This is a genomic window from Saccharopolyspora thermophila (assembly GCF_014646075.1).
GTDB classification, from domain to species: Bacteria; Actinomycetota; Actinomycetes; order Mycobacteriales; family Pseudonocardiaceae; genus Saccharopolyspora; species Saccharopolyspora thermophila.
This window is the reverse complement of the sequence record NZ_BMMT01000002.1, coordinates 290,427-307,766: the sequence shown is the minus strand read 5'-3', so window position 1 is coordinate 307,766 and position 17,340 is coordinate 290,427. Positions and strand designations below refer to the sequence as shown.

Sequence of the window (17,340 nt, the reverse complement as noted above, 5' to 3'; positions counted from 1 at the left end):
GTGATCGTCGCCATAGTGGCAGTTGAGCCCATTGTCCCCTGATCGCACTTGGTGATCACGAACAATGGATCAGCAACCAGACGTGTCACGACGAGGGGGAACGCAGGCATGACCGGGTACGGCGTCGATCCTGACGCCCTGGAAAGCGCCATCAAGAAGCTCGAGGAGATCCGGAAGAACATCGAGGCCCTCATGAAGCAGGCCGGGGAGGTAACGCCTGGCGAGCTCACTGCCAACGACGCATACACCAACAAGGCACGTAAGGCGATTCAGGACCGCGCGACCGGGGAACATGGGTCCTTGCGCGTGGCCACTCGAGAGCTCTCTGCGAAGCTGACCGAGAAGATCGACGCTTACAAGGCAACCCTGGAGGAGTACCGGCGCAACGACGACGCGGCAGCGGCGGGCGTGAGTCGGCTACGAGACGAGGCATGATCGAGGCGTGATGGTGAGGACGAACGTGCTCAAACGAAGCAGGGTGCTCGCTGCCGGGGTCGTGTTGACCGGCGCATTGGCCGCGTGCACGGGTGGCGGTCCGACCGGTGACGAAGCGCCGCAGAGTTCCCAGCGGACACAGGCGCAGACGGGCCCCGAGATCAGCGACCCCAGGTCTCCCTTCGCTGTCGAGCTGTGCGCCTTGCTGCCCGCTGATGCCGCGACGTCGCTGGGACTCGAGCCAACCGGCGAGGTCGACGACAGCCCGAAGATTTCACCGGACTCAGCAGATTCGTGTGTCTGGCGGACCCCGGACGGGCACAACTCGGTTTCTCTCGCACCGATCAAGGATCGGTCGATCCAGGAGTACTACGACAACAAGTCGGCGTTCAGCGACTACCAAGAGTTGACCATCGCTGGGCATCCGGCGGTGCGGGCAAACCAGGGCGATCCGGCGAAGGACGGGTTCTGCGCCGTGTTCGCGGCGGTTTCGGAGCGAGAAATGCTCTATGCCTTCGCCAGCGACAACAGCTTGACCGATCCCTGCGGCCTCGCCCAAAAGGCCCTCGAAGCCTCCATCCCAACACTGCCCGCCGCGAAATAACTGAATCTTGGAGGACAAAGGTGAGCCACTCGCGAAGCAGGGTGCTCGCTGCCGGGGTCGTGTTGACCGGCGCATTGGCCGCGTGCACGGGTGGCGGTCCGACCGGTGACGAAGCGCCGCAGAGTTCCCAGCGGACACAGGCGCAGACGGGCCCCGAGATCAGCGACCCCAGGTCTCCCTTCGCTGTCGAGCTGTGCGCCTTGCTGCCCGCTGATGCCGCGACGTCGCTGGGACTCGAACCAACGGGCAAGGTCGACGACAGCCCGAAGATTTCACCGGACACATCAGATTCGTGCGTCTGGCGCAGCGCGGACAGACACACCTCGGTTTCTCTCGCACCGATCAAGGATCGGTCGATCCAGGTGTACTACGACAACAAGTCGGCGTTCAGTGACTACCAAGAGTTGACCATTGCCGGGTATCCGGCGGTGCGGGCAAACCAGGGCGATCCGGCGAAGGACGGGTTCTGCGTCGTGTTCGCGGCGGTTTCGGAGCGGGATATGCTCTTTGCCTTCACCCATGATATCAGCAAGACCGATCCCTGCGGCCTCGCCCAGAAGGCCCTCGAAGCCTCCATCCCAACCTTGCCGCCCGCGAAATAACTGAATCTTGGAGGACAAAGGTGAGCCACTCGCGAAGCGGAGTGCTCGCTGCCGGGGTCGTGTTGACCGGCGCATTGGCCGCGTGCACGGGTGGCGGTCCGACCGGTGACGAAGCGCCGCAGAGTTCCCAGCGGACACAGGCGCAGACGGGCCCCGAGATCAGCGACCCCAGGTCTCCCTTCGCTGTCGAGCTGTGCGCCTTGCTGCCCGCTGATGCCGCGACGTCGCTGGGACTCGAACCAACCGGCGAGGTCGACGACAGCCCGAAGATTTCACCGGACACATCAGATTCGTGCGTCTGGCGCAGCGCGGACAGACACACCTCGGTTTCTCTCGCACCGATCAAGGATCGGTCGATCCAGGAGTACTACGACAACAAGTCGGCGTTCAGCGACTACCAAGAGTTGACCATCGCTGGGCATCCGGCGGTGCGGGCAAACCAGGGCGATCCGGCGAAGGACGGGTTCTGCGCCGTGTTCGCGGCGGTTTCGGAGCGAGAAATGCTCTATGCCTTCGCCAGCGACAACAGCTTGACCGATCCCTGCGGCCTCGCCCAAAAGGCCCTCGAAGCCTCCATCCCAACACTGCCCGCCGCGAAATAACTGAAATTGGGGGACAACAGAATGCCGGATTTCGTGTGCTACGCGAGTAGCGCCAGGGAGTACCGCAAGCAGATGGGTGGTTCCGGGAACGCCACCGCCCTTCCGGCGCCGACCGACCAGGGTATCGCCAAGTGGGAGAACGTGGGCAAGGCGTTCGACCAGATGGTCACCGACATCGAGGACGCACTCCGCGCAGCCGAGGCCGCGCACGAGGGACGAGCCGCTGACGCCGCGAACGCCTCAATCGCACAGATCAAGCCTTTCGCCGAGGAAGCAGCGAACACCTCGCGCGGGGTCAAAGCCGCGCTCCAGGAGCAGGCTTCCTACCAGCGAGAGGCGTTCGATGCGTTGCCCGCGGAGGGCGACACGCTGCCAAGCGGACAGGAGGCGATCCTGGATCCGCCGCAGAAGGGGTGGGTCGAGGAATGGGGGCTGGACTCCAACCCCATCACCAGCTGGATGAGCGACTACGAGGAGCGCCAGCAGGCGTACATCGACACCAACCAGCGATCACCGATAATGGATCAGTGACCAGGCGTGTCACGCCGGGAGGGGACACAGGACATGACAGGGTACGTTGTCGACCCAGCTGCGCCGGAGAACGCGATCAAAAAGCTCGAGGACATCCGCGACGACTCGCAGGCTTTACTTCGCCAGGCGAGCGAGGTTACCCCCGGTGAGCTCGTAGCTAACGACAGCTACACGACCAAAGCCCGGAAGGCAATCCAGGAGCGCGCTACCGGCCAGGAAGGTTCACTGCGGGCAGCTGCCGAAGCACTGGAGAAGAAGCTCACAGAGAAAATCGAGGAGTACAAGGCAGCACTCGACGAGTACCGGCGATCCGACGAAGCCGCCAGTGCTGGCGTGAGTCGAGTCGAGCGAGAGGCATGATCGAGGCGTGATGACGAGGACAAGCGTGCGTAACCGGTCAGTCGGCCTGGCGACTGGCATTGCGATGGCGGTCAGTCTGACTGCATGTTCCGGGAGCGGTGCCGACACGGAGCCGACCACACAACCGACACAGGCCCACGCTAGCCCGGAGATCAATAACCCAAAGGACGCATCCCGGGCCGAACTGTGCCAGCTACTCCCTGCCGACGCGGCACAGTCGTTGGGGCTCAACGCCACCGGCGAAAAGGAAGACACTCCCAAGATCGACCCGAATATCTCCGATGCCTGTTGGTGGCGGGCGTCGGACGGATCCGGAGCCGGCGTCGCCCTGTCCGTGATCAATGGCTCTATCACCGAGTACCAGAGGAACAAGACGCTTTTCACGGACTACCAGGAGCTGGATATTGCGGGCCATCCGGCTGTGAGGGGCAACAGGGGCACCCCGCTCGAAGACGGTTACTGCGATTTGTACCTGGCCACGTCCGACCACCAGATCCTGCACGCCCACTCCAACATCAACGCCGACGGCAAGACCGATCCCTGCGGCCTCGCCCAAAAGGCCCTCGAAGCCTCCATCCCAACACTGCCCGCCGCGAAATAACTGAAATTGGGGGACAACAGAATGCCGGATTTCGTGTGCTACGCGAGTAGCGCCAGGGAGTACCGCAAGCAGATGGGTGGTTCCGGGGACGCCACCGCCCTTCCGGCGCCGACCGACCAGGGTATCGCCAAGTGGGAGAACGTGGGCAAGGCGTTCGACCAGATGGTCACCGACATCGAGGACGCACTCCGCGCGGCCGAGGCCGCGCACGAGGGACGAGCCGCTGACGCCGCGAACGCCTCAATCGCACAGATCAAGCCTTTCGCCGAGGAAGCAGCGAACACCTCGCGCGGGGTCAAAGCCGCGCTCCAGGAGCAGGCTTCCTACCAGCGAGAGGCGTTCGATGCGTTGCCTGCGGAGGGCGACACGCTGCCAAGCGGACAGGAGGCGATCCTGGATCCACCGCAGAAGGGGTGGGTCGAGGAATGGGGGCTGGACTCCAACCCCATCACCAGCTGGATGAGCGACTACGAGGAGCGCCAGCAGGCGTACATCGACACCAACCAGCAGGCCAACCAGGCGATGGAGCGTTACCGCGCCCAGACCGAGGGCGTCATCGCGCGGCTGCCCGAGTTCAAGCCCGCTGACCAGACGCCGCCTCCGCCGCCACCGCAGCCGCAGCAGCCGACCTCGACGACGAGTGGTTACCCGTCGTCGAGCAGCCACTCGTCGTCCAGCAGTAGCAGCAGCGGACTGTCCACTTCGGTCAGTCCAGCGGGCACGTCGTCGGCGTGGGCTGCGACGCCGAGCCACACCCCGACCTACACGCCACCGTCTCCGCCTCCGGCTCCAGCGACGGCTCCGGCGCCGTCGACTCCGTCGTGGGCCGCTCCGGGAATGCTGCCGCCGGGTGTGGTGCGCGGCCCGGATGGCACGCTGTACCGGCAGAACCCGCAGACCGGTGCGTGGGAGCGGCAGAACCCCTACAACGGCCGCTGGGCACCATCGCCGAACGGCGGCCCCGGTGGGGCTCGCGGTGGCGCCGCAGGTCTGGGCATGCGGGGCGGTGTTGGTGGCATGGGCCGCGGAATGGGCCCGGGGCCCCAGCTCGGTGCCGGTGGTCGCGTCGGCGTCGGCGGCCTCACGGGTGGCCCTGGCGCTGGTGGCTCCGCGACTGCGGCAGGTGCCGGGGCGCGTGGTGGCGCGGCTGGCGCGATGGGCGGTGCGGGTGCCGCTGGGCGCGGCCAGCAGAAGCAGGAGGACCAGGAGCACGAGCGCCCCAGCTGGCTCGTGGAGGACGAGGACGTGTTCACCAACGACATGCAGCGCGTCGCGCCGGCGGTCTTCGGTGACACCTCGACCGAGGAGCGGTGAGCGTGGCAGGGCGTTCCGTCAACCTGCCTCCCGCCGCGGCGAGCTACCTGTGCACTCGTTTCGAGCTGCAACTTCACCCTCTGCTGCGGGTGGGCTGGCTGCCCGTCGACGCCACCGAGGACAACCGCAGGGAGGCGGCTGAACTCGGCCGCGGGCAGCTGGCCGGGCAGGGTCTGCTCGAACACGACGATGTGCACCCGTTCGTGGAGGACGCGGTGCACCTGCTCGCCCGCCCGCCGCTGGCGGTGGGTGTCGCGGTCAACTCGCGGGATGGCGAGAGTTTCAACGCGGTTCTCGTCGAACAGGGCCGCAGCACCATCGAGGCGTACCAGGCCGATGGCGACTCCGCGGATGACCTGCGGGACATCCGCATCAGGCGCCACGAGTACGGCGGTCCTGCCGGCAACGCCGTCAACCTGCTCGGCCGGATCACTGCCGCCGAGGGCATTTCGGTGTCGGTTCCCTACGAGCAGTTGGACCGGGCCGGCAGGCGCATGGGTGCGGGCGAGACCAGCCTGCTGTCGGCACTGGGCGCCAACGGGATCCGCGGCAACGACGCCAAAACGCTGGCCCAGGCGTTCACCGCGAAGCGCACGATGGACGGCCTGTTCACCATCCGCGCCTACGACCAGAAGGTGCGGCGCACCCGAACGCTGCCGTTCAACCTGCAGTTCTTCGCCACCGAGGCGGGCTGCTACCTGGCGCAGCGCAAGCCCGGCCGCGACGGGCGCGAGTGGTACACCCTCGCCCCGGCCGACGGCCGCAAGCTCACCGCCGCCATCGACGAGATGATCAAGGTGATCACCCGGCCGACCGCCCCGGTCTGATTCCCGAATTTGCCTGAAATTGGGAACTTTCCAGGTTCCAAGTTCACCTAAAGTTGGGAAATTCCCCCTTTCGGGAAGGTGCGGCCGGTCGGCGTGTGTCGGGAGGGGAGGCGCCGCCGACCGGCCGCTGCGGTCCGATGCCAGTTGGGGGGAAGCAACGGCATCGAACCGGGTCTTCATCGCGGTCTTTCGCCGCGCTGCTCGCGGATGAGAATCCCGTTGCACTCCAAGCAGGTCGGCGCGGTGCACCAGTCCACCTCGCTCGGCTTGGCCATCGCCACATCCCTGCCGCACACCGTCGTGTCGGCCGGCTGGCTCTCCCAGCGACGGCCGCGGAACGCGTGCCGCGCGAACGCACCGGTCTCCGGATTCGGCGTCGGAAGCCAGTAGTGACGCCGGATCTCACCGCTCATCCCGGTCACCACAGGTCTCCGCACTGTCGACGGATCTCGCGCGTCACCCGCCGAGCCCGACTCCGCGCCCGCCACACCTGCACAGCAGGCAGGTCCCGCACGACCGCCACCCACGGCAACACCGCCACCAAAGCCATGAGCAGCAACAACAGGGTTTGCTCGACTGTATCCCTCGGTCCCATCTCGTGACTCCCATCCTCGGACCTGCCTGCAGAAAGGCTAAAACCGCAAATGCAGATTAGATAGTCGCTCGATAGAGTCATTCCCAGGCAGATGCGGCTGATGAATACTGCTCACGACGGATCCCGACCGGAGGCAACGGATGGCAACCCCGACAGTGCGACGGCTCCAGCTGGGCAACGAACTTCGCCACGCGCGCCTGAAAGCAGGACGCGAACAGGCAGAAGCAGCGAAAGAGCTGGACTGCGCAGACAGCAAGATCAGCCGCTTGGAACTTGGTCAGGGCGGCATCAGCAAGGGAGACCTCAAGCTTCTGCTGGAGTTCTACGGCGTCGACCCGGACGACGTGCCGTGGATGTTCGAGTTGGCGCGCACCCGGAGCACCCGCGGACGGTGGAACGGCTACCGCGCAGTGTTCCCGGAATGGTTCCGGATGTACGTCGACCTGGAGACCGACGCCGACAACATCCGGCAGGTCAAGGCCGAAATCATCCCAGGTCTTCTCCAGACCGAGGCGTACATGCGCGCACTGCACACGTCCTCAGTCCGCCGCAACGACGAGGAAGTGGACGCCCTCGTCGCGTCGCGGCAAGAACGGCAGCAGCTCTTGACCCGTGACAAGCCGCCGACCTTGTCCTTCATCTTGTCCGAGTCGTGTTTGCGCAGGAAGATCGGCGACGCCGCCGTCATGCGCGAACAGCTTGGCCACATGGCCGACGTCGCGCTGCACACAAACGTCTCGATCCAGGTCATGCCCTTCGATGCGGCGACCTCGACAGGCGGGATCTCCTTCAACTTCACGCTGTTGCAGATCCCTTCGCATGGCATCGCAGCGGATCTTGAGTTCGTCTACATCGAGAGCTTCGACGACGCCCGCTACCTCGACGTGAAAGACGCGGTGTCGGCATACGCAACCCTGTGGGATCGTCTTCAAGCAGCCGCACTCTGCCCGAAAGAGTCGCTGGATCTCATACGATCGGTGTGTCAGCAGTACTCGGAGTGAACGCGAGGACCCACCATGGTCGAACGACATGTCCTGGCCAACGCGACGTGGTTCAAGAGCAGCTACAGCCCGACGCAGGACGAATGTGTCGAGGTGGCGATGGTTCCGGGCGCCGTGGGCGTCCGCGACACCAAGGACCGCGCCGGCGGCACGCTCGTCTTCGACAGCACCGCCTGGGCCAACTTCCTGACCCGCCTCAAGGCAGGACACTGACCCAACAAGGTTGCCCGGCCCGGCCGGAGCCGGGCAACCTCACAACCCCAGATCCAGCGCCCCCTGCGTCCCCTGCCCAACGGCCTCCGGCAACGGCCGCTTGACGCTGTCGCTGCCTACAACAAGCAGTGGAACAGGCTTCAGGCTGCCGCTCTATCTCCGAAGGAGTCGCTGGATCTCATACGATCGGTGCGTCAGCAGTACTCGGAGTGAACGCGAGGTCGCACCATGATCGAACGACGTGTCCTGGCGGATGCGGCGTGGTTCAAGAGCAGCTACAGCGCGACACAGGACGCATGCGTCGAAGTTGCCATGGTTCCGGGGGTCGTGGGCGTCCGCGACACCAAGAACCGCGACGGCGGCACACTCGTCTTCACCAGCACCGTCTGGGCCAACTTCCTGACCCGCCTCAAGGCAGGACACTAACCCAGCCGAGGTTGCCCGGCCGGAGGGGTCGATCGTCGGCGCCGGCGCGGCCTTCGCCGGCCGAGTGCCGAGTCTTCGGCGCACTCTCCCGCTCAGCCCGAATCCGCTCCAACAGCGAGGACATCGACGCGAACGTCGAAGCACGGCAGGAGCGACAGGCCATCCTCACCCGTGCCAAACCGGCTACGGCGTCGTTCATCCTGTCCGAGTCGTGCCTCCGGCGGCGGGTCGGCACGGCGGAGATCATGCGTGAGCAGCTCGACCACCTGTCGGAGATGGCGTTGCAGCAAAACGTCAACCTTCAGATCCTGCCGTTCGACGTAGAGACGCCTGGTGGTGCGATGTCCTTCGACTTTACGATGCTTCGCATCCCGTCGGATGGCATCGCCGCTGATCTGGAGTTCGTCTTCGTCGAATGCCTCGACGATGCCCGCTATCTGGACGACAAGCATGCGGTGTCGACCTACAACAAGCTGTGGGGCCAACTTCAGGCAGCCGCACTTTCCCCGAAAAAGTCGCTGAACGTCATACGATCGGTGCGTCAGCAGTACTCGGAATGAACGCGAGGTCGCACCATGATCGAACGACGTGTCCTGGCGGATGCGGCGTGGTTCAAGAGCAGCTACAGCGCGACACAGGACGCATGCGTCGAAGTTGCCATGGTTCCGGGGGTCGTGGGCGTCCGCGACACCAAGAACCGCGACGGCGGCACACTCGTCTTCACCAGCACCGCCTGGGCCACCTCAAGACAGGACACTAACCCAACAGAGGTTGCCCGGCCGGGGCCGGGCAACCTCACAACCCCAGATCCAGCGCCCCCTGCGTCCCCTGCCCGACAGCCTCCGGCAACGGCCGCGTGGGATCGATCTCGGGCGCTGGCGCGGCCTTCGCCGGCCTAGTCTTCCGCCCCCGCCGAGTCTTCGGCGCACTCTCCCGCTCAGCCCGAATCCGCTCCAACAGAACGGAAGCAGGCTCATCAGCCGGGTCCTGCGCCACCAACCGCCCGGCAAACGCCTCCCGCAACAAAGCCCGACGAAGATGATCGGCTCGACGTCCAGCCTTGGCCAGGTCTTCCGTCAAACGCTCCAGGTCAGCTAGTCGATCATGCACCCGCTGGATTATCTCTTTCTGCTCCGCCAACGGAGGGATCGGAAACTCAACCTTCTTGAACCGCCCCGCAGAAAGATGAGCAATGTTCGTGGTAATGCGCATATCACGCAGATAGCGCCGCGAATGCATGTGGCGACGAAAAACCAATAAGGCCCATTCCGGGTCAACACCAGGGCCACACCTGAACCGGAGGAGACTATTCGTGAACGCCACCTCCGCCGGTTCACCGCGATACATCGCGGGCCTCCCCAGCAGCTCCGGAGATTGCCCTTCATTCAGCAGAATGTCACCCACTGAAAGACGGAACTTTTCGAAAATTTCCGGAGGGAAGTCCATCTCCATCAGGTCAGAAGTGTCGATCCTGTCTTCGAAGACATTGGCGACACGCAGATAGGGACGCATGTTCGGCCCAGAGTGCCAGTCCGGATGGCGTTGCCTGCCCAGTTCGACCGAACCCGCCTCGCCCACCGTTGCCTGCCGCCAATGCGAAGGGCCAGGCACCGGAACGGCATGGCAAAGCACCTGTTTGATCAAGATGCGGCTCCGCCGCAGAGCCGCCTGTAACAGCTGCTCCCCCACCTCCACGCGGGAGAGGTGGTCTTCGAGGGCGGCGACGATGCGGCGCTGCTCCGCCAACGGCGGCAGGGGAATCTCTACCTTTTTTAGCTTTGACACGCTGAGCGTCATCAATCCACTTGTCGAACCCGCGACAGCGCGAAGCTGATCGGCCACTTGGGGAGAATTCCAGACAAGCTCAAGATACCGCGCGTCGAGGAGCCGAGCATTTGGGCGAAGCCGGATTAGGTGGTTCTGGTGCACCGCGTTTGGAATTTCACGACGCCACCTCGCCGCACGACCGATATGTCCCGGACTACCATTTCCTTCGACCACCAGAAGGTCCCCCTCACACAGGGAGTACCTTTCCAGCTCACCGTCAAACAGCTCGATCTCATGGACTTCACTGAGATCAAGCCGCCCGCGCAGAACATTCGCTACCCGAAGAAAGGGGTAAGCATTGTTGGCTGGGCGCCGCTTCTGCTGTTTTTGGATACCACCTTGGATTTCGGTCACGTCACCGATCAGTGTCCAGGCCCAGCCGGTGGGTAGGTCTGTCACGCGCTCAGCTCCCGGTTCAGGTCTTCGAGGATGGCTATCGCCTGGTCGCGGCCGAATGCTTCGGCGAATCCGTAGCTTCCGCCTCGCCCGGTGAATGGTACGTCGTTGAGGTCTTCGGGTTCGAAGGTGACGTTGCTGGCGATGGTGGCCACCACCTGGTCCAGCCACCACCGCTGGTCGGCGGTGAACCGCACGCCCTGCTGTTCCTGGCGGGCCAGCCAGCCCGCGAAGCGCTCCTCGACGATGCTGCGGTACGGCCGCACCTGCTCGTCCAGCCCCAGCTCGTGGCGCAGGATGCCGATGAAGTCGGCGACCCCGGCGGTGGCCCCGTTGCGCGCGGCGGCCTTGCCGAGCTTGTCGTAGGCGTCCAGCAACCGCTCGGGTGTCCAGTTGCGCGGCGGCCTGGCCAGTTTCTTGGCGAGATCGTTGAGCTTCGCGAACACCTCGCGCGGGTTGCGCCGCTCCCGGAACGCGATCTCGAAAGCGGCGATCTCGCTCGCGTGCGTGTTCAGGTAGTCGCGGAACGACTCGACCGTCTGCCGCGCGCGTTCCTCCGCCGTGAGGCCCCGGCTGGTCGTGATCTCGTCGGTGCTCACCTCGTCGATCACCATGTCGTGCGCACGACGCACCTGGACGATCCGCTCCCGCAGCTGCGGGTTCTCCGCGAGCGGTCGGATTGCGTTCTCCTCCAGCTCCCGCACCGCCTGCTCCCCGGCCGCCGGGTCACCGCCGGCGGCCTGCATCGCCTGTTCCCGCACCTCCTCGCGACGGTCCGGGTCGACGGCGTCGTGCAGGGCGCGGGCAATGTCCTGCAACGGCTGGCCGCCCAGCTCCGCCAACTCCTGCTTGTCGTCGTCGTTCAGATCCCGGTTCAGCTTCGACAGGCGTGCGGCCAAGGTGGCGATCTCGTCGGTCTCCAAGCTCAACGAACCGGCCTTCTGCAACAACTTCTGCAGACTGATCTGCCGTTCGCTGAACCGCTCCAACGGCCGGGTCTCCGGCCGCGCGGTTTCGGTGACGCCCACCGCGTCAACGATCACGAAGTGTGTCTTGGCCTGCGCGTCCGGAGTCACCCGCTTCAGCTCCGCGGGATCGACCGTCCGCGCACCCCGCCCCTTCATCTGCTCGAACAGCGACCACGTCCCCGGCTCGCGCAGGAAGAACACACACTCCAGCGGCCGGACGTCCGTCCCGGTGGAGATCATGTCGACCGTGACCGCGATCCTCGGCAGCCGCGCATTCCGGAACGCCTGCAACCGGTCCTTCGCCTTCGGCGCCAGGTAGGTGATCTTCTGACAGAACTCGTCGCCCTCGGCGAACACCTGTCGCACCGTCCGCACGATCTCCTCGGCATGTTCGTCGGACCGCGCGAAGATCAGCGTCTTGGGCACGTACTCGCGCCGACCACACACCGCGGGCGGGAAGATGTGGGTGAACAGCTTGTCGCGGAACTCCTGGATCACCGTACGCAGCCGGTCCGTGGAGATGACCTTCCGCCCCTCCTGCCTGCCGGTGTAGATGAGGTCGTCCTCCAGATCCTCCATCCGCTCCCGGCGGGTCTTGGTGTCCCGCACCGGAACCACCGTGCCCGCCTTGATCGTCGAGCCCTGCTCGCCGATTTTCGTCTTGATCTGGTAGACCTCGAACGGCACGTTGACCTCGTCGATCACCGACCGGTCGAACGGGTACTCGCTGACCAGGTTCCGCTCGAAGAACCCGTAGGTTTCCGGGACCGGCGTGGCGGTGAGCCCCACGAGGAACGCGTCGAAGTACTCCAGCACCGCGCGCCAGCGGCCGTAGATCGACCGGTGACACTCATCAACCACGATCAGATCGAATGTTTCCGGAGGGATGTCGCGGTTGTACTCGACCTCCGCGGGCCCCGTCAGCTGCTCGTCCAGTTCGCGGTCGTCGCCGGCCTCCGGCACCTGCCGCCCGGTCAGTCTCAACCACATCCGCTGGATCGTCGAGACCACCACGCTCGTGGAATCCAGCACCATCGAACCGGACAGCCAGTCCACGTTGTACTGCTCCCGGAACTTCCGGCCGGTGTCCGGCGTCGTGAAGTTCTTGAACTCCGCCTCCGCCTGGTCGCCCAGGCTCGTGCGATCCACCAGGAACAGGATCCGCTTGCCCCGGGCGTGTTGCAGGAAGCGGTAGCCGAAGCTGGCGGCCGTGTAGGTCTTGCCCGCGCCGGTCGCCATCTGGATCAACGCACGCGGATCGTTGCGCGCCCACGACTTCTCCAGACCCTGGATCGCCTCGAACTGCGCGTCACGCAGCCTGGAGCTGTCCAGCGGAACCTCCGGCAACCGCTGCAACGCCGCCCGCAGGGTCGGGGTCTCCGGGTTCTCGTCGGCCCGCTGCATCCACGCCTCGATGGTCCGGGGCTGGTGCACCGCGAAAACGCGGCGGCTGCGCGGCTTCGGGTCCAGCTCGTTGCGGAACCGCGTCTCATTGCCGTCCGTGACGTACTGGAACGGCAGGACTCCCTTGCGCCACGCCCTGCGTTGCTGGTCCTCGGTGAGCGCCGCGGCGTACAGCCATGCCTGTGCCTGTGCGGCGCTGAGGTCCTCGCCCTCGCGTTTCGCCTCGATCACACCCACCAGCTTCGTGCGCACGTAGAGGAAGTAGTCGGCAAAACCCGCGCGCGTGTGCACTTCCTTGACCGCCACCCCCAGCGCGGCGAACGGATTCCGATCGGTGTGGTCCTGCACGGCCCACCCGGCCGCCCGCAGCGTGTCGTCGAGCCGCTGCCGCACCTGCGCCTCGGTCAGCGGCGGCGCACACGCCCGCCGGGACCGGCGCAGGAAGTCCTCGCGCTCCCGCGCGGAAACCTCCGCGACCTCGGCGGCCTCGCGCTCGGCGACCAACTGCTTGACGTAGTCGTCGAGTTCGGTGGCACGCTGCCGCCACTGCTCCTGCTCAGCGCTGACTCGCGCCAGTTCCTCCTCGACCCGGCGACGTGCCGACTCGGCGCCGTGCAAGGACGACTGCGCGTCTCCCAGCTCCATGTGCAGATCGACGAGCTGCCGCTCGTACTCGCTGATCTTGGCGTTGAGTTCGGCCATGGCTGCTCGGTCTGCCGCGGAGACCGGCTCCGGCACCACGGCCGGACGCGGCGGCGGCTGGAACGCCCGGGGGGTGCGATCGTCGGTTTCCGCCCGATGCCGCCATCCGGCCAGCTCGAAGCACACGCGAACCGCGTCCATCACCTTGTCGCGCTCGGCGTAGTACTCGTGCGCTGCCGTGTTGCCCAGTTCGCGCAGCTGGTGCAGCATGTCGCACTTGGCCTTGTCCAACGCCCCGTTGTCGGCCAGCGCGTGGATCCGCCCGTTGAAGTTGTCCTTCTTGGTGAACCTGATCCCGGCCCGCGCGCACGCCCATTTCGTGATCACCTCACCGAACTGCCGCGCTCGGACACCGGACAGCGACGGCTCGGTGTACAGGTGGTACTCGGCGCTGGCGCCCAGGAACCCCAGCAGCGGATCGGTGTCGGCCAGAAACCTGAAGTTCGGCGACTTGTCCACCAATGCCTTCAGCTCAACGCGGCGATCCGCCCTGGCCATCGCGTTCCTTCCCCAGTCAAGTGAACGAGAACAGAGCAACGTAGCAAATTGATCACTGAGCGTACAAGTAGCGCGGCGTCAGATCACTGTCACCCCCTGTCGAGGGACCCAACGCGGCAGAAGGGCCGGTCTCCCGCGGGAGACCGGCCCTTCTGGTGTGACCGAGCGGTTGGTGTCAGCTTTCGATGATCGGGGCGTTGATCGCGGTGGTCGAGCCCGCCGCCGGGGCCGGCAGCGTGTGGTAGTAACCCGGGGTGGCCGCGTAGTAACCCGGCCACCACCAGCCCGGACCGGTCGCGCCCAGCACCGCCGCGTTGGTGCCCGTCACCTGGACGGGGGCCAGGCTGACGTTGTTGTCGTTGGCGATGTTGATGCCGTCGTTGTCGTAGCTGTCGGCGAAAGCCGGGGAACCAATGGCCATCGTCGCGGCTGCGGCAGCAGCGACACCGAAGAGTCGAACGGAAGTAAGCACCTTGAAAAACCCCTCAATGTCCCGACTGGTGTTCGCCGGCTCGACGAGTTCCGCGTCGGGGCGAAAGCCCGTCGGGCCGGTGCTTCTCACCCTTGCAGCAGACCGCTGAGCGGGCCTGCTGTGTCCCTCCAACGTGATCCACAGATCACCCTGCGACCGGGATGATCACGACCAGTGATCGAAATAAGCGAACAAAAAGGACAAGTTTTTCGCTCGGGTGAGCGAGGGGTCAGGAGCCGACCGGCAGCACGTTCGGCACGATCATCGGCCGCCGCCGGTAGGTCTCGGCCACCCAGCGGCCCACCACGCGGCGCACCGCCTGCGCGATCCGGTGGGTGTCGGTGATGCCCTCCGCCTCGGTGCGGGCCAGCTCCATCTCCACCAGCGGCACCACGTCGTCCAGCGCCTTCGGGTCGTCGGAGAAACCCCGCCCGGAGATCGTCGGCGACGACACGGCCCGCCCGGTGGCCGCCTCCACCGCCACCGTGATGGCGATGAACCCGCCCTCGCCCAACACCAACCGGTCGGACAGCGTCGACTCGCCCACGTCGCCGACCGACAGCCCGTCGACGTAGACGTGCCCCACCTCGAACCGGCCGGCGATGCTGGCGATGCCGTCCAGCAGATCCACCACGACGCCGTCCTCGGCGATCACCACACGATCCGCGGGCACCCCGGTCAACCGCGCCAGCTCCGCGTTCGCCCGCAGGTGCCGCCACTCGCCGTGCACCGGCATCACGTTGCTCGGCCGCACCGCGTTGTACAGGTACAGCAGCTCCCCGGCCGACGCGTGCCCGGAGACGTGCACCTTCGCGTGCCCCTGGTGCACCACCGTCGCGCCCAGCCGGACCAGGCCGTTGACCACGCCGAACACCGCGGTCTCGTTGCCCGGGATCAGCGAGCTCGCCAGCACCACCGTGTCACCCGCACGGATGCGGATCTGCTTGTGCTCGCCGCGCGCCATCCGGGACAGCGCCGACAGCGGCTCGCCCTGCGACCCCGTCGAGACGAACGCGACCATGTGCTCGGGCATCGCCAGCGCCTCGTCCAGGTCCACCAGCAGGCCCTCCGGCACGTTGAGCATGCTCAGTTCCGCGGCGATGCCCATGTTGCGCACCATGGAACGCCCGACGAAGCACACCTTGCGGCCGTGCGCCTGGGCGACGTCAAGGACCTGCTGCACGCGGTGCACGTGGCTGGCGAAGCAGGCCACGATGACCCGCTGCGTGGCCCTGCCGATCACCCGGTCCAGCACCGGGCCGATCTCGCGCTCCGGCGTGACGAACCCCGGCACCTCCGCGTTCGTGGAGTCGACCAGGAACAGGTCCACGCCCTCGTCACCCAGCCGGGAGAACCCGGCCAGGTCGGTCAGCCGGCCGTCCAGCGGCAGCTGGTCCAGCTTGATGTCACCGGTGTGCAGCACGATCCCGGCCGGGGTGCGGATGGCCACCGCCAGCGCATCCGGAATCGAGTGGTTGACCGCGAAGAACTCCAGATCGAAGGCGCCGTGCGTGCTGCGCTGCCCCTCGGCCACCTCGATCAGCACCGGGTCGAGCCGGTGCTCCCGGCACTTCGCGGCCAGCAGCGCCAGCGTGAACCTCGACCCCACCACCGGCAGGTCGGGCCGCAACCGCAGCAGGAACGGCACCGCCCCGATGTGGTCCTCGTGACCGTGCGTGAGCACCAGGGCGTCGATGTCGTCCAACCGGTTCTCGATGGGGGCGAAGTCCGGCAGGATCAGGTCGACGCCCGGTGCGTCGTCCTCGGGGAACAGCACCCCGCAGTCCACGATCAGCAGGCGGCCGTCGAACTCGAACACCGTCATGTTCCGGCCGACCTCGCCGATCCCGCCGAGCGCCACGACGCGCAGCCCACCCTCGGCCAACGGGGGCGGTGGCGCCGACGAAACCGGCATCACCGGGTGGCACTCGCTGGCTGTCGCCTTTGCGCTCAACGCTGGTTCACCTCTGTGCGGCGTCCGGATTGACCAGTACCAATCCAGCATCCCACAGGTCGCTGGTGATCAGTCGCACCTGCTCCTCGGTCGCCGCCGGCAGCGGCAACCGCGGGTTGCCCGTCTCGTAGCCGCACAACCGCAGCGCGGTCTTGGAGAAGATCACGCCGCCGACGACGTTCATCGACCGGTACACCGGCAGCAGTCCAGTGTGGATCTCGCGCGCCGTGGTGACGTCCCCGGCCTCGTGGGCGTCCAGCATCCGCCGCAGCCGATCACCCACCACGTGCCCGATCACGCTGACGAAACCGACCGCACCCACCGACAGCCACGGCAGGTTCAGCGGGTCCTCGCCGGAGTAGTAGGCCAGCCCGGTGCTGGCCATGACCTCACTGCCGGCCAGCAGGTCGTGCTTGGAGTCCTTGACCGCCCTGATCCGCGGGTGCTCGGCGAGGCGCTTGAGCGTGTCGACCTGGATCGGCACCACGGACCGCGGCGGGATGTCGTAGAGCATCACCGGCAGCTCGGTGGCGTCCGCGACGGTCCAGAAGTGCTGGAACAGCCCCTCCTGCGGCGGGCGCGAGTAGTACGGGGTCACCACCAGCAGGCCGTGCGCGCCCGCCCGCTCGGCGGTCCGCGCCAGCTCCACGGAGTGCTCGGTGTTGTTCGTCCCGGCACCGGCCACCACGGTCGCCCGGTCCCCGACCGCCTCGACCACGGCGCGCAGCAGCTGCTCCTTCTCGTGGTCGCTGGTCGTGGGGCTCTCGCCGGTGGTCCCGTTGACCACCAGCCCGTCGTTGCCGACTTTGTCGACCAGGTAGGTCGCCAGCTCCTGCGCCAGCTTCAGATCGAGCTTCCCGCTCTCGTCGAACGGCGTGACCATGGCGGTCAGGACGCGGCCGAACGGGCGGCCCTCGGAGGCAGTGGGACAGACGGTCATGCCCCTGACGCTACCTGGTGACCGCCCTGCTCAGAGCGCCCGGCCAGGTCTGTTGTGCAACGGCGGAA

20 protein-coding genes are annotated in these 17,340 nt (G+C 66.2%); 14 read left to right on the top strand and 6 right to left on the bottom strand.

The window, feature by feature from the left end:
* The first annotated feature begins 108 nt into the window (after positions 1–108).
* From IEY17_RS04875 to IEY17_RS04835, 9 genes are read left to right on the top strand one after another with little or no spacing between them, the layout of a single operon-like run.
* Positions 109–435, top strand: a complete 327-nt coding sequence (locus IEY17_RS04875) for a hypothetical protein (RefSeq protein WP_188985871.1) — start codon at positions 109–111, stop codon at positions 433–435.
* Positions 436–445: 10 nt separating this feature from the next.
* Positions 446–1,039: a DUF3558 domain-containing protein gene (locus IEY17_RS04870; protein ID WP_229679877.1), complete on the top strand. Its 594-nt coding sequence runs from the start codon at positions 446–448 to the stop codon at positions 1,037–1,039.
* A gap of 20 nt (positions 1,040–1,059) precedes the next feature.
* Positions 1,060–1,641, top strand: a complete 582-nt coding sequence (locus tag IEY17_RS04865; protein ID WP_188985867.1) for a DUF3558 domain-containing protein — start codon at positions 1,060–1,062, stop codon at positions 1,639–1,641.
* Between the two features lie 20 nt (positions 1,642–1,661).
* Complete coding sequence (locus IEY17_RS04860; protein ID WP_188985865.1) at positions 1,662–2,243, top strand: DUF3558 domain-containing protein; 582 nt, start codon at positions 1,662–1,664, stop codon at positions 2,241–2,243.
* Positions 2,244–2,264: 21 nt separating this feature from the next.
* Positions 2,265–2,774, top strand: coding sequence for a hypothetical protein (locus IEY17_RS04855; RefSeq protein ID WP_188985863.1), 510 nt, complete (start codon positions 2,265–2,267; stop codon positions 2,772–2,774).
* A 33-nt stretch (positions 2,775–2,807) separates the two neighbouring features.
* On the top strand, positions 2,808–3,134 hold the full coding sequence (locus tag IEY17_RS04850) for a hypothetical protein (protein ID WP_188985861.1): 327 nt from the start codon (positions 2,808–2,810) through the stop codon (positions 3,132–3,134).
* 10 nt (positions 3,135–3,144) lie between these two features.
* Positions 3,145–3,735: a DUF3558 domain-containing protein gene (locus tag IEY17_RS04845; RefSeq protein ID WP_229679876.1), complete on the top strand. Its 591-nt coding sequence runs from the start codon at positions 3,145–3,147 to the stop codon at positions 3,733–3,735.
* Positions 3,736–3,756: 21 nt separating this feature from the next.
* The gene (locus tag IEY17_RS04840) at positions 3,757–5,049 is read left to right on the top strand and encodes a hypothetical protein (RefSeq protein ID WP_229679847.1); all 1,293 of its coding nucleotides are present in this window, start codon (positions 3,757–3,759) and stop codon (positions 5,047–5,049) included.
* A gap of 2 nt (positions 5,050–5,051) precedes the next feature.
* Positions 5,052–5,876 (top strand): ESX secretion-associated protein EspG, encoded by an 825-nt coding sequence (locus IEY17_RS04835; protein WP_188985857.1) that lies wholly within the window; start codon positions 5,052–5,054, stop codon positions 5,874–5,876.
* Between the two features lie 176 nt (positions 5,877–6,052).
* On the opposite strand, the gene IEY17_RS04830 is transcribed toward IEY17_RS04835, so the two are convergent.
* The gene (locus tag IEY17_RS04830; protein ID WP_188985855.1) at positions 6,053–6,289 is read right to left on the bottom strand and encodes a hypothetical protein; all 237 of its coding nucleotides are present in this window, start codon (positions 6,287–6,289) and stop codon (positions 6,053–6,055) included.
* Positions 6,290–6,611: 322 nt separating this feature from the next.
* Between IEY17_RS04830 and IEY17_RS04825 the strand changes: the two genes are divergently transcribed.
* The 5 genes from IEY17_RS04825 to IEY17_RS25930 all read left to right on the top strand — a co-directional run bounded on the left by IEY17_RS04825 (position 6,612) and on the right by IEY17_RS25930 (position 9,010).
* A complete protein-coding gene (locus IEY17_RS04825) occupies positions 6,612–7,472 on the top strand; it encodes a helix-turn-helix domain-containing protein (RefSeq protein ID WP_188985853.1) in 861 nt (286 codons plus the stop codon).
* A gap of 15 nt (positions 7,473–7,487) precedes the next feature.
* On the top strand, positions 7,488–7,685 hold the full coding sequence (locus IEY17_RS04820; RefSeq protein WP_188985851.1) for a DUF397 domain-containing protein: 198 nt from the start codon (positions 7,488–7,490) through the stop codon (positions 7,683–7,685).
* A 228-nt stretch (positions 7,686–7,913) separates the two neighbouring features.
* The gene (locus IEY17_RS04815) at positions 7,914–8,111 is read left to right on the top strand and encodes a DUF397 domain-containing protein (RefSeq protein ID WP_188985849.1); all 198 of its coding nucleotides are present in this window, start codon (positions 7,914–7,916) and stop codon (positions 8,109–8,111) included.
* An 11-nt stretch (positions 8,112–8,122) separates the two neighbouring features.
* The gene (locus IEY17_RS04810) at positions 8,123–8,671 is read left to right on the top strand and encodes a DUF5753 domain-containing protein (RefSeq protein WP_188985847.1); all 549 of its coding nucleotides are present in this window, start codon (positions 8,123–8,125) and stop codon (positions 8,669–8,671) included.
* Between the two features lie 15 nt (positions 8,672–8,686).
* The gene (locus IEY17_RS25930) at positions 8,687–9,010 is read left to right on the top strand and encodes a DUF397 domain-containing protein (RefSeq protein WP_188985845.1); all 324 of its coding nucleotides are present in this window, start codon (positions 8,687–8,689) and stop codon (positions 9,008–9,010) included.
* On the opposite strand, the gene IEY17_RS04800 is transcribed toward IEY17_RS25930, so the two are convergent.
* The 5 genes from IEY17_RS04800 to dapA all read right to left on the bottom strand — a co-directional run bounded on the left by IEY17_RS04800 (position 8,907) and on the right by dapA (position 17,272).
* A complete protein-coding gene (locus IEY17_RS04800; protein WP_188985843.1) occupies positions 8,907–10,337 on the bottom strand; it encodes a restriction endonuclease subunit S in 1,431 nt (476 codons plus the stop codon). The genes IEY17_RS25930 and IEY17_RS04800 overlap by 104 nt on opposite strands.
* On the bottom strand, positions 10,334–13,906 hold the full coding sequence (locus IEY17_RS04795) for a DEAD/DEAH box helicase family protein (protein WP_188985841.1): 3,573 nt from the start codon (positions 13,904–13,906) through the stop codon (positions 10,334–10,336). The genes IEY17_RS04800 and IEY17_RS04795 overlap by 4 nt, the downstream gene beginning before the upstream one ends.
* Before the next feature lie 175 nt (positions 13,907–14,081).
* Positions 14,082–14,378 (bottom strand): hypothetical protein, encoded by a 297-nt coding sequence (locus IEY17_RS04790; RefSeq protein WP_188986314.1) that lies wholly within the window; start codon positions 14,376–14,378, stop codon positions 14,082–14,084.
* Between the two features lie 229 nt (positions 14,379–14,607).
* Positions 14,608–16,293, bottom strand: a complete 1,686-nt coding sequence (locus tag IEY17_RS04785; protein ID WP_188986286.1) for a ribonuclease J — start codon at positions 16,291–16,293, stop codon at positions 14,608–14,610.
* A gap of 46 nt (positions 16,294–16,339) precedes the next feature.
* Positions 16,340–17,272, bottom strand: a complete 933-nt coding sequence (gene dapA, locus IEY17_RS04780; protein ID WP_188985839.1) for a 4-hydroxy-tetrahydrodipicolinate synthase — start codon at positions 17,270–17,272, stop codon at positions 16,340–16,342.
* Between the last annotated feature and the right edge of the window lie 68 nt (positions 17,273–17,340).

Coding starts and splice junctions, on each gene's coding strand:
- IEY17_RS04875 (WP_188985871.1), top strand. CDS start 109: ATGACCGGGTACGGCGTCGATCCTGACGCCCTGGAAAGCGCCATCAAG.
- IEY17_RS04870 (WP_229679877.1), top strand. CDS start 446: ATGGTGAGGACGAACGTGCTCAAACGAAGCAGGGTGCTCGCTGCCGGG.
- IEY17_RS04855 (WP_188985863.1), top strand. CDS start 2,265: ATGCCGGATTTCGTGTGCTACGCGAGTAGCGCCAGGGAGTACCGCAAG.
- IEY17_RS04850 (WP_188985861.1), top strand. CDS start 2,808: ATGACAGGGTACGTTGTCGACCCAGCTGCGCCGGAGAACGCGATCAAA.
- IEY17_RS04845 (WP_229679876.1), top strand. CDS start 3,145: ATGACGAGGACAAGCGTGCGTAACCGGTCAGTCGGCCTGGCGACTGGC.
- IEY17_RS04840 (WP_229679847.1), top strand. CDS start 3,757: ATGCCGGATTTCGTGTGCTACGCGAGTAGCGCCAGGGAGTACCGCAAG.
- IEY17_RS04830 (WP_188985855.1), bottom strand. CDS start 6,289: ATGAGCGGTGAGATCCGGCGTCACTACTGGCTTCCGACGCCGAATCCG.
- IEY17_RS04825 (WP_188985853.1), top strand. CDS start 6,612: ATGGCAACCCCGACAGTGCGACGGCTCCAGCTGGGCAACGAACTTCGC.
- IEY17_RS04820 (WP_188985851.1), top strand. CDS start 7,488: ATGGTCGAACGACATGTCCTGGCCAACGCGACGTGGTTCAAGAGCAGC.
- IEY17_RS04815 (WP_188985849.1), top strand. CDS start 7,914: ATGATCGAACGACGTGTCCTGGCGGATGCGGCGTGGTTCAAGAGCAGC.
- IEY17_RS25930 (WP_188985845.1), top strand. CDS start 8,687: ATGATCGAACGACGTGTCCTGGCGGATGCGGCGTGGTTCAAGAGCAGC.
- IEY17_RS04795 (WP_188985841.1), bottom strand. CDS start 13,906: ATGGCCAGGGCGGATCGCCGCGTTGAGCTGAAGGCATTGGTGGACAAG.
- IEY17_RS04785 (WP_188986286.1), bottom strand. CDS start 16,293: ATGCCGGTTTCGTCGGCGCCACCGCCCCCGTTGGCCGAGGGTGGGCTG.
- dapA (WP_188985839.1), bottom strand. CDS start 17,272: ATGACCGTCTGTCCCACTGCCTCCGAGGGCCGCCCGTTCGGCCGCGTC.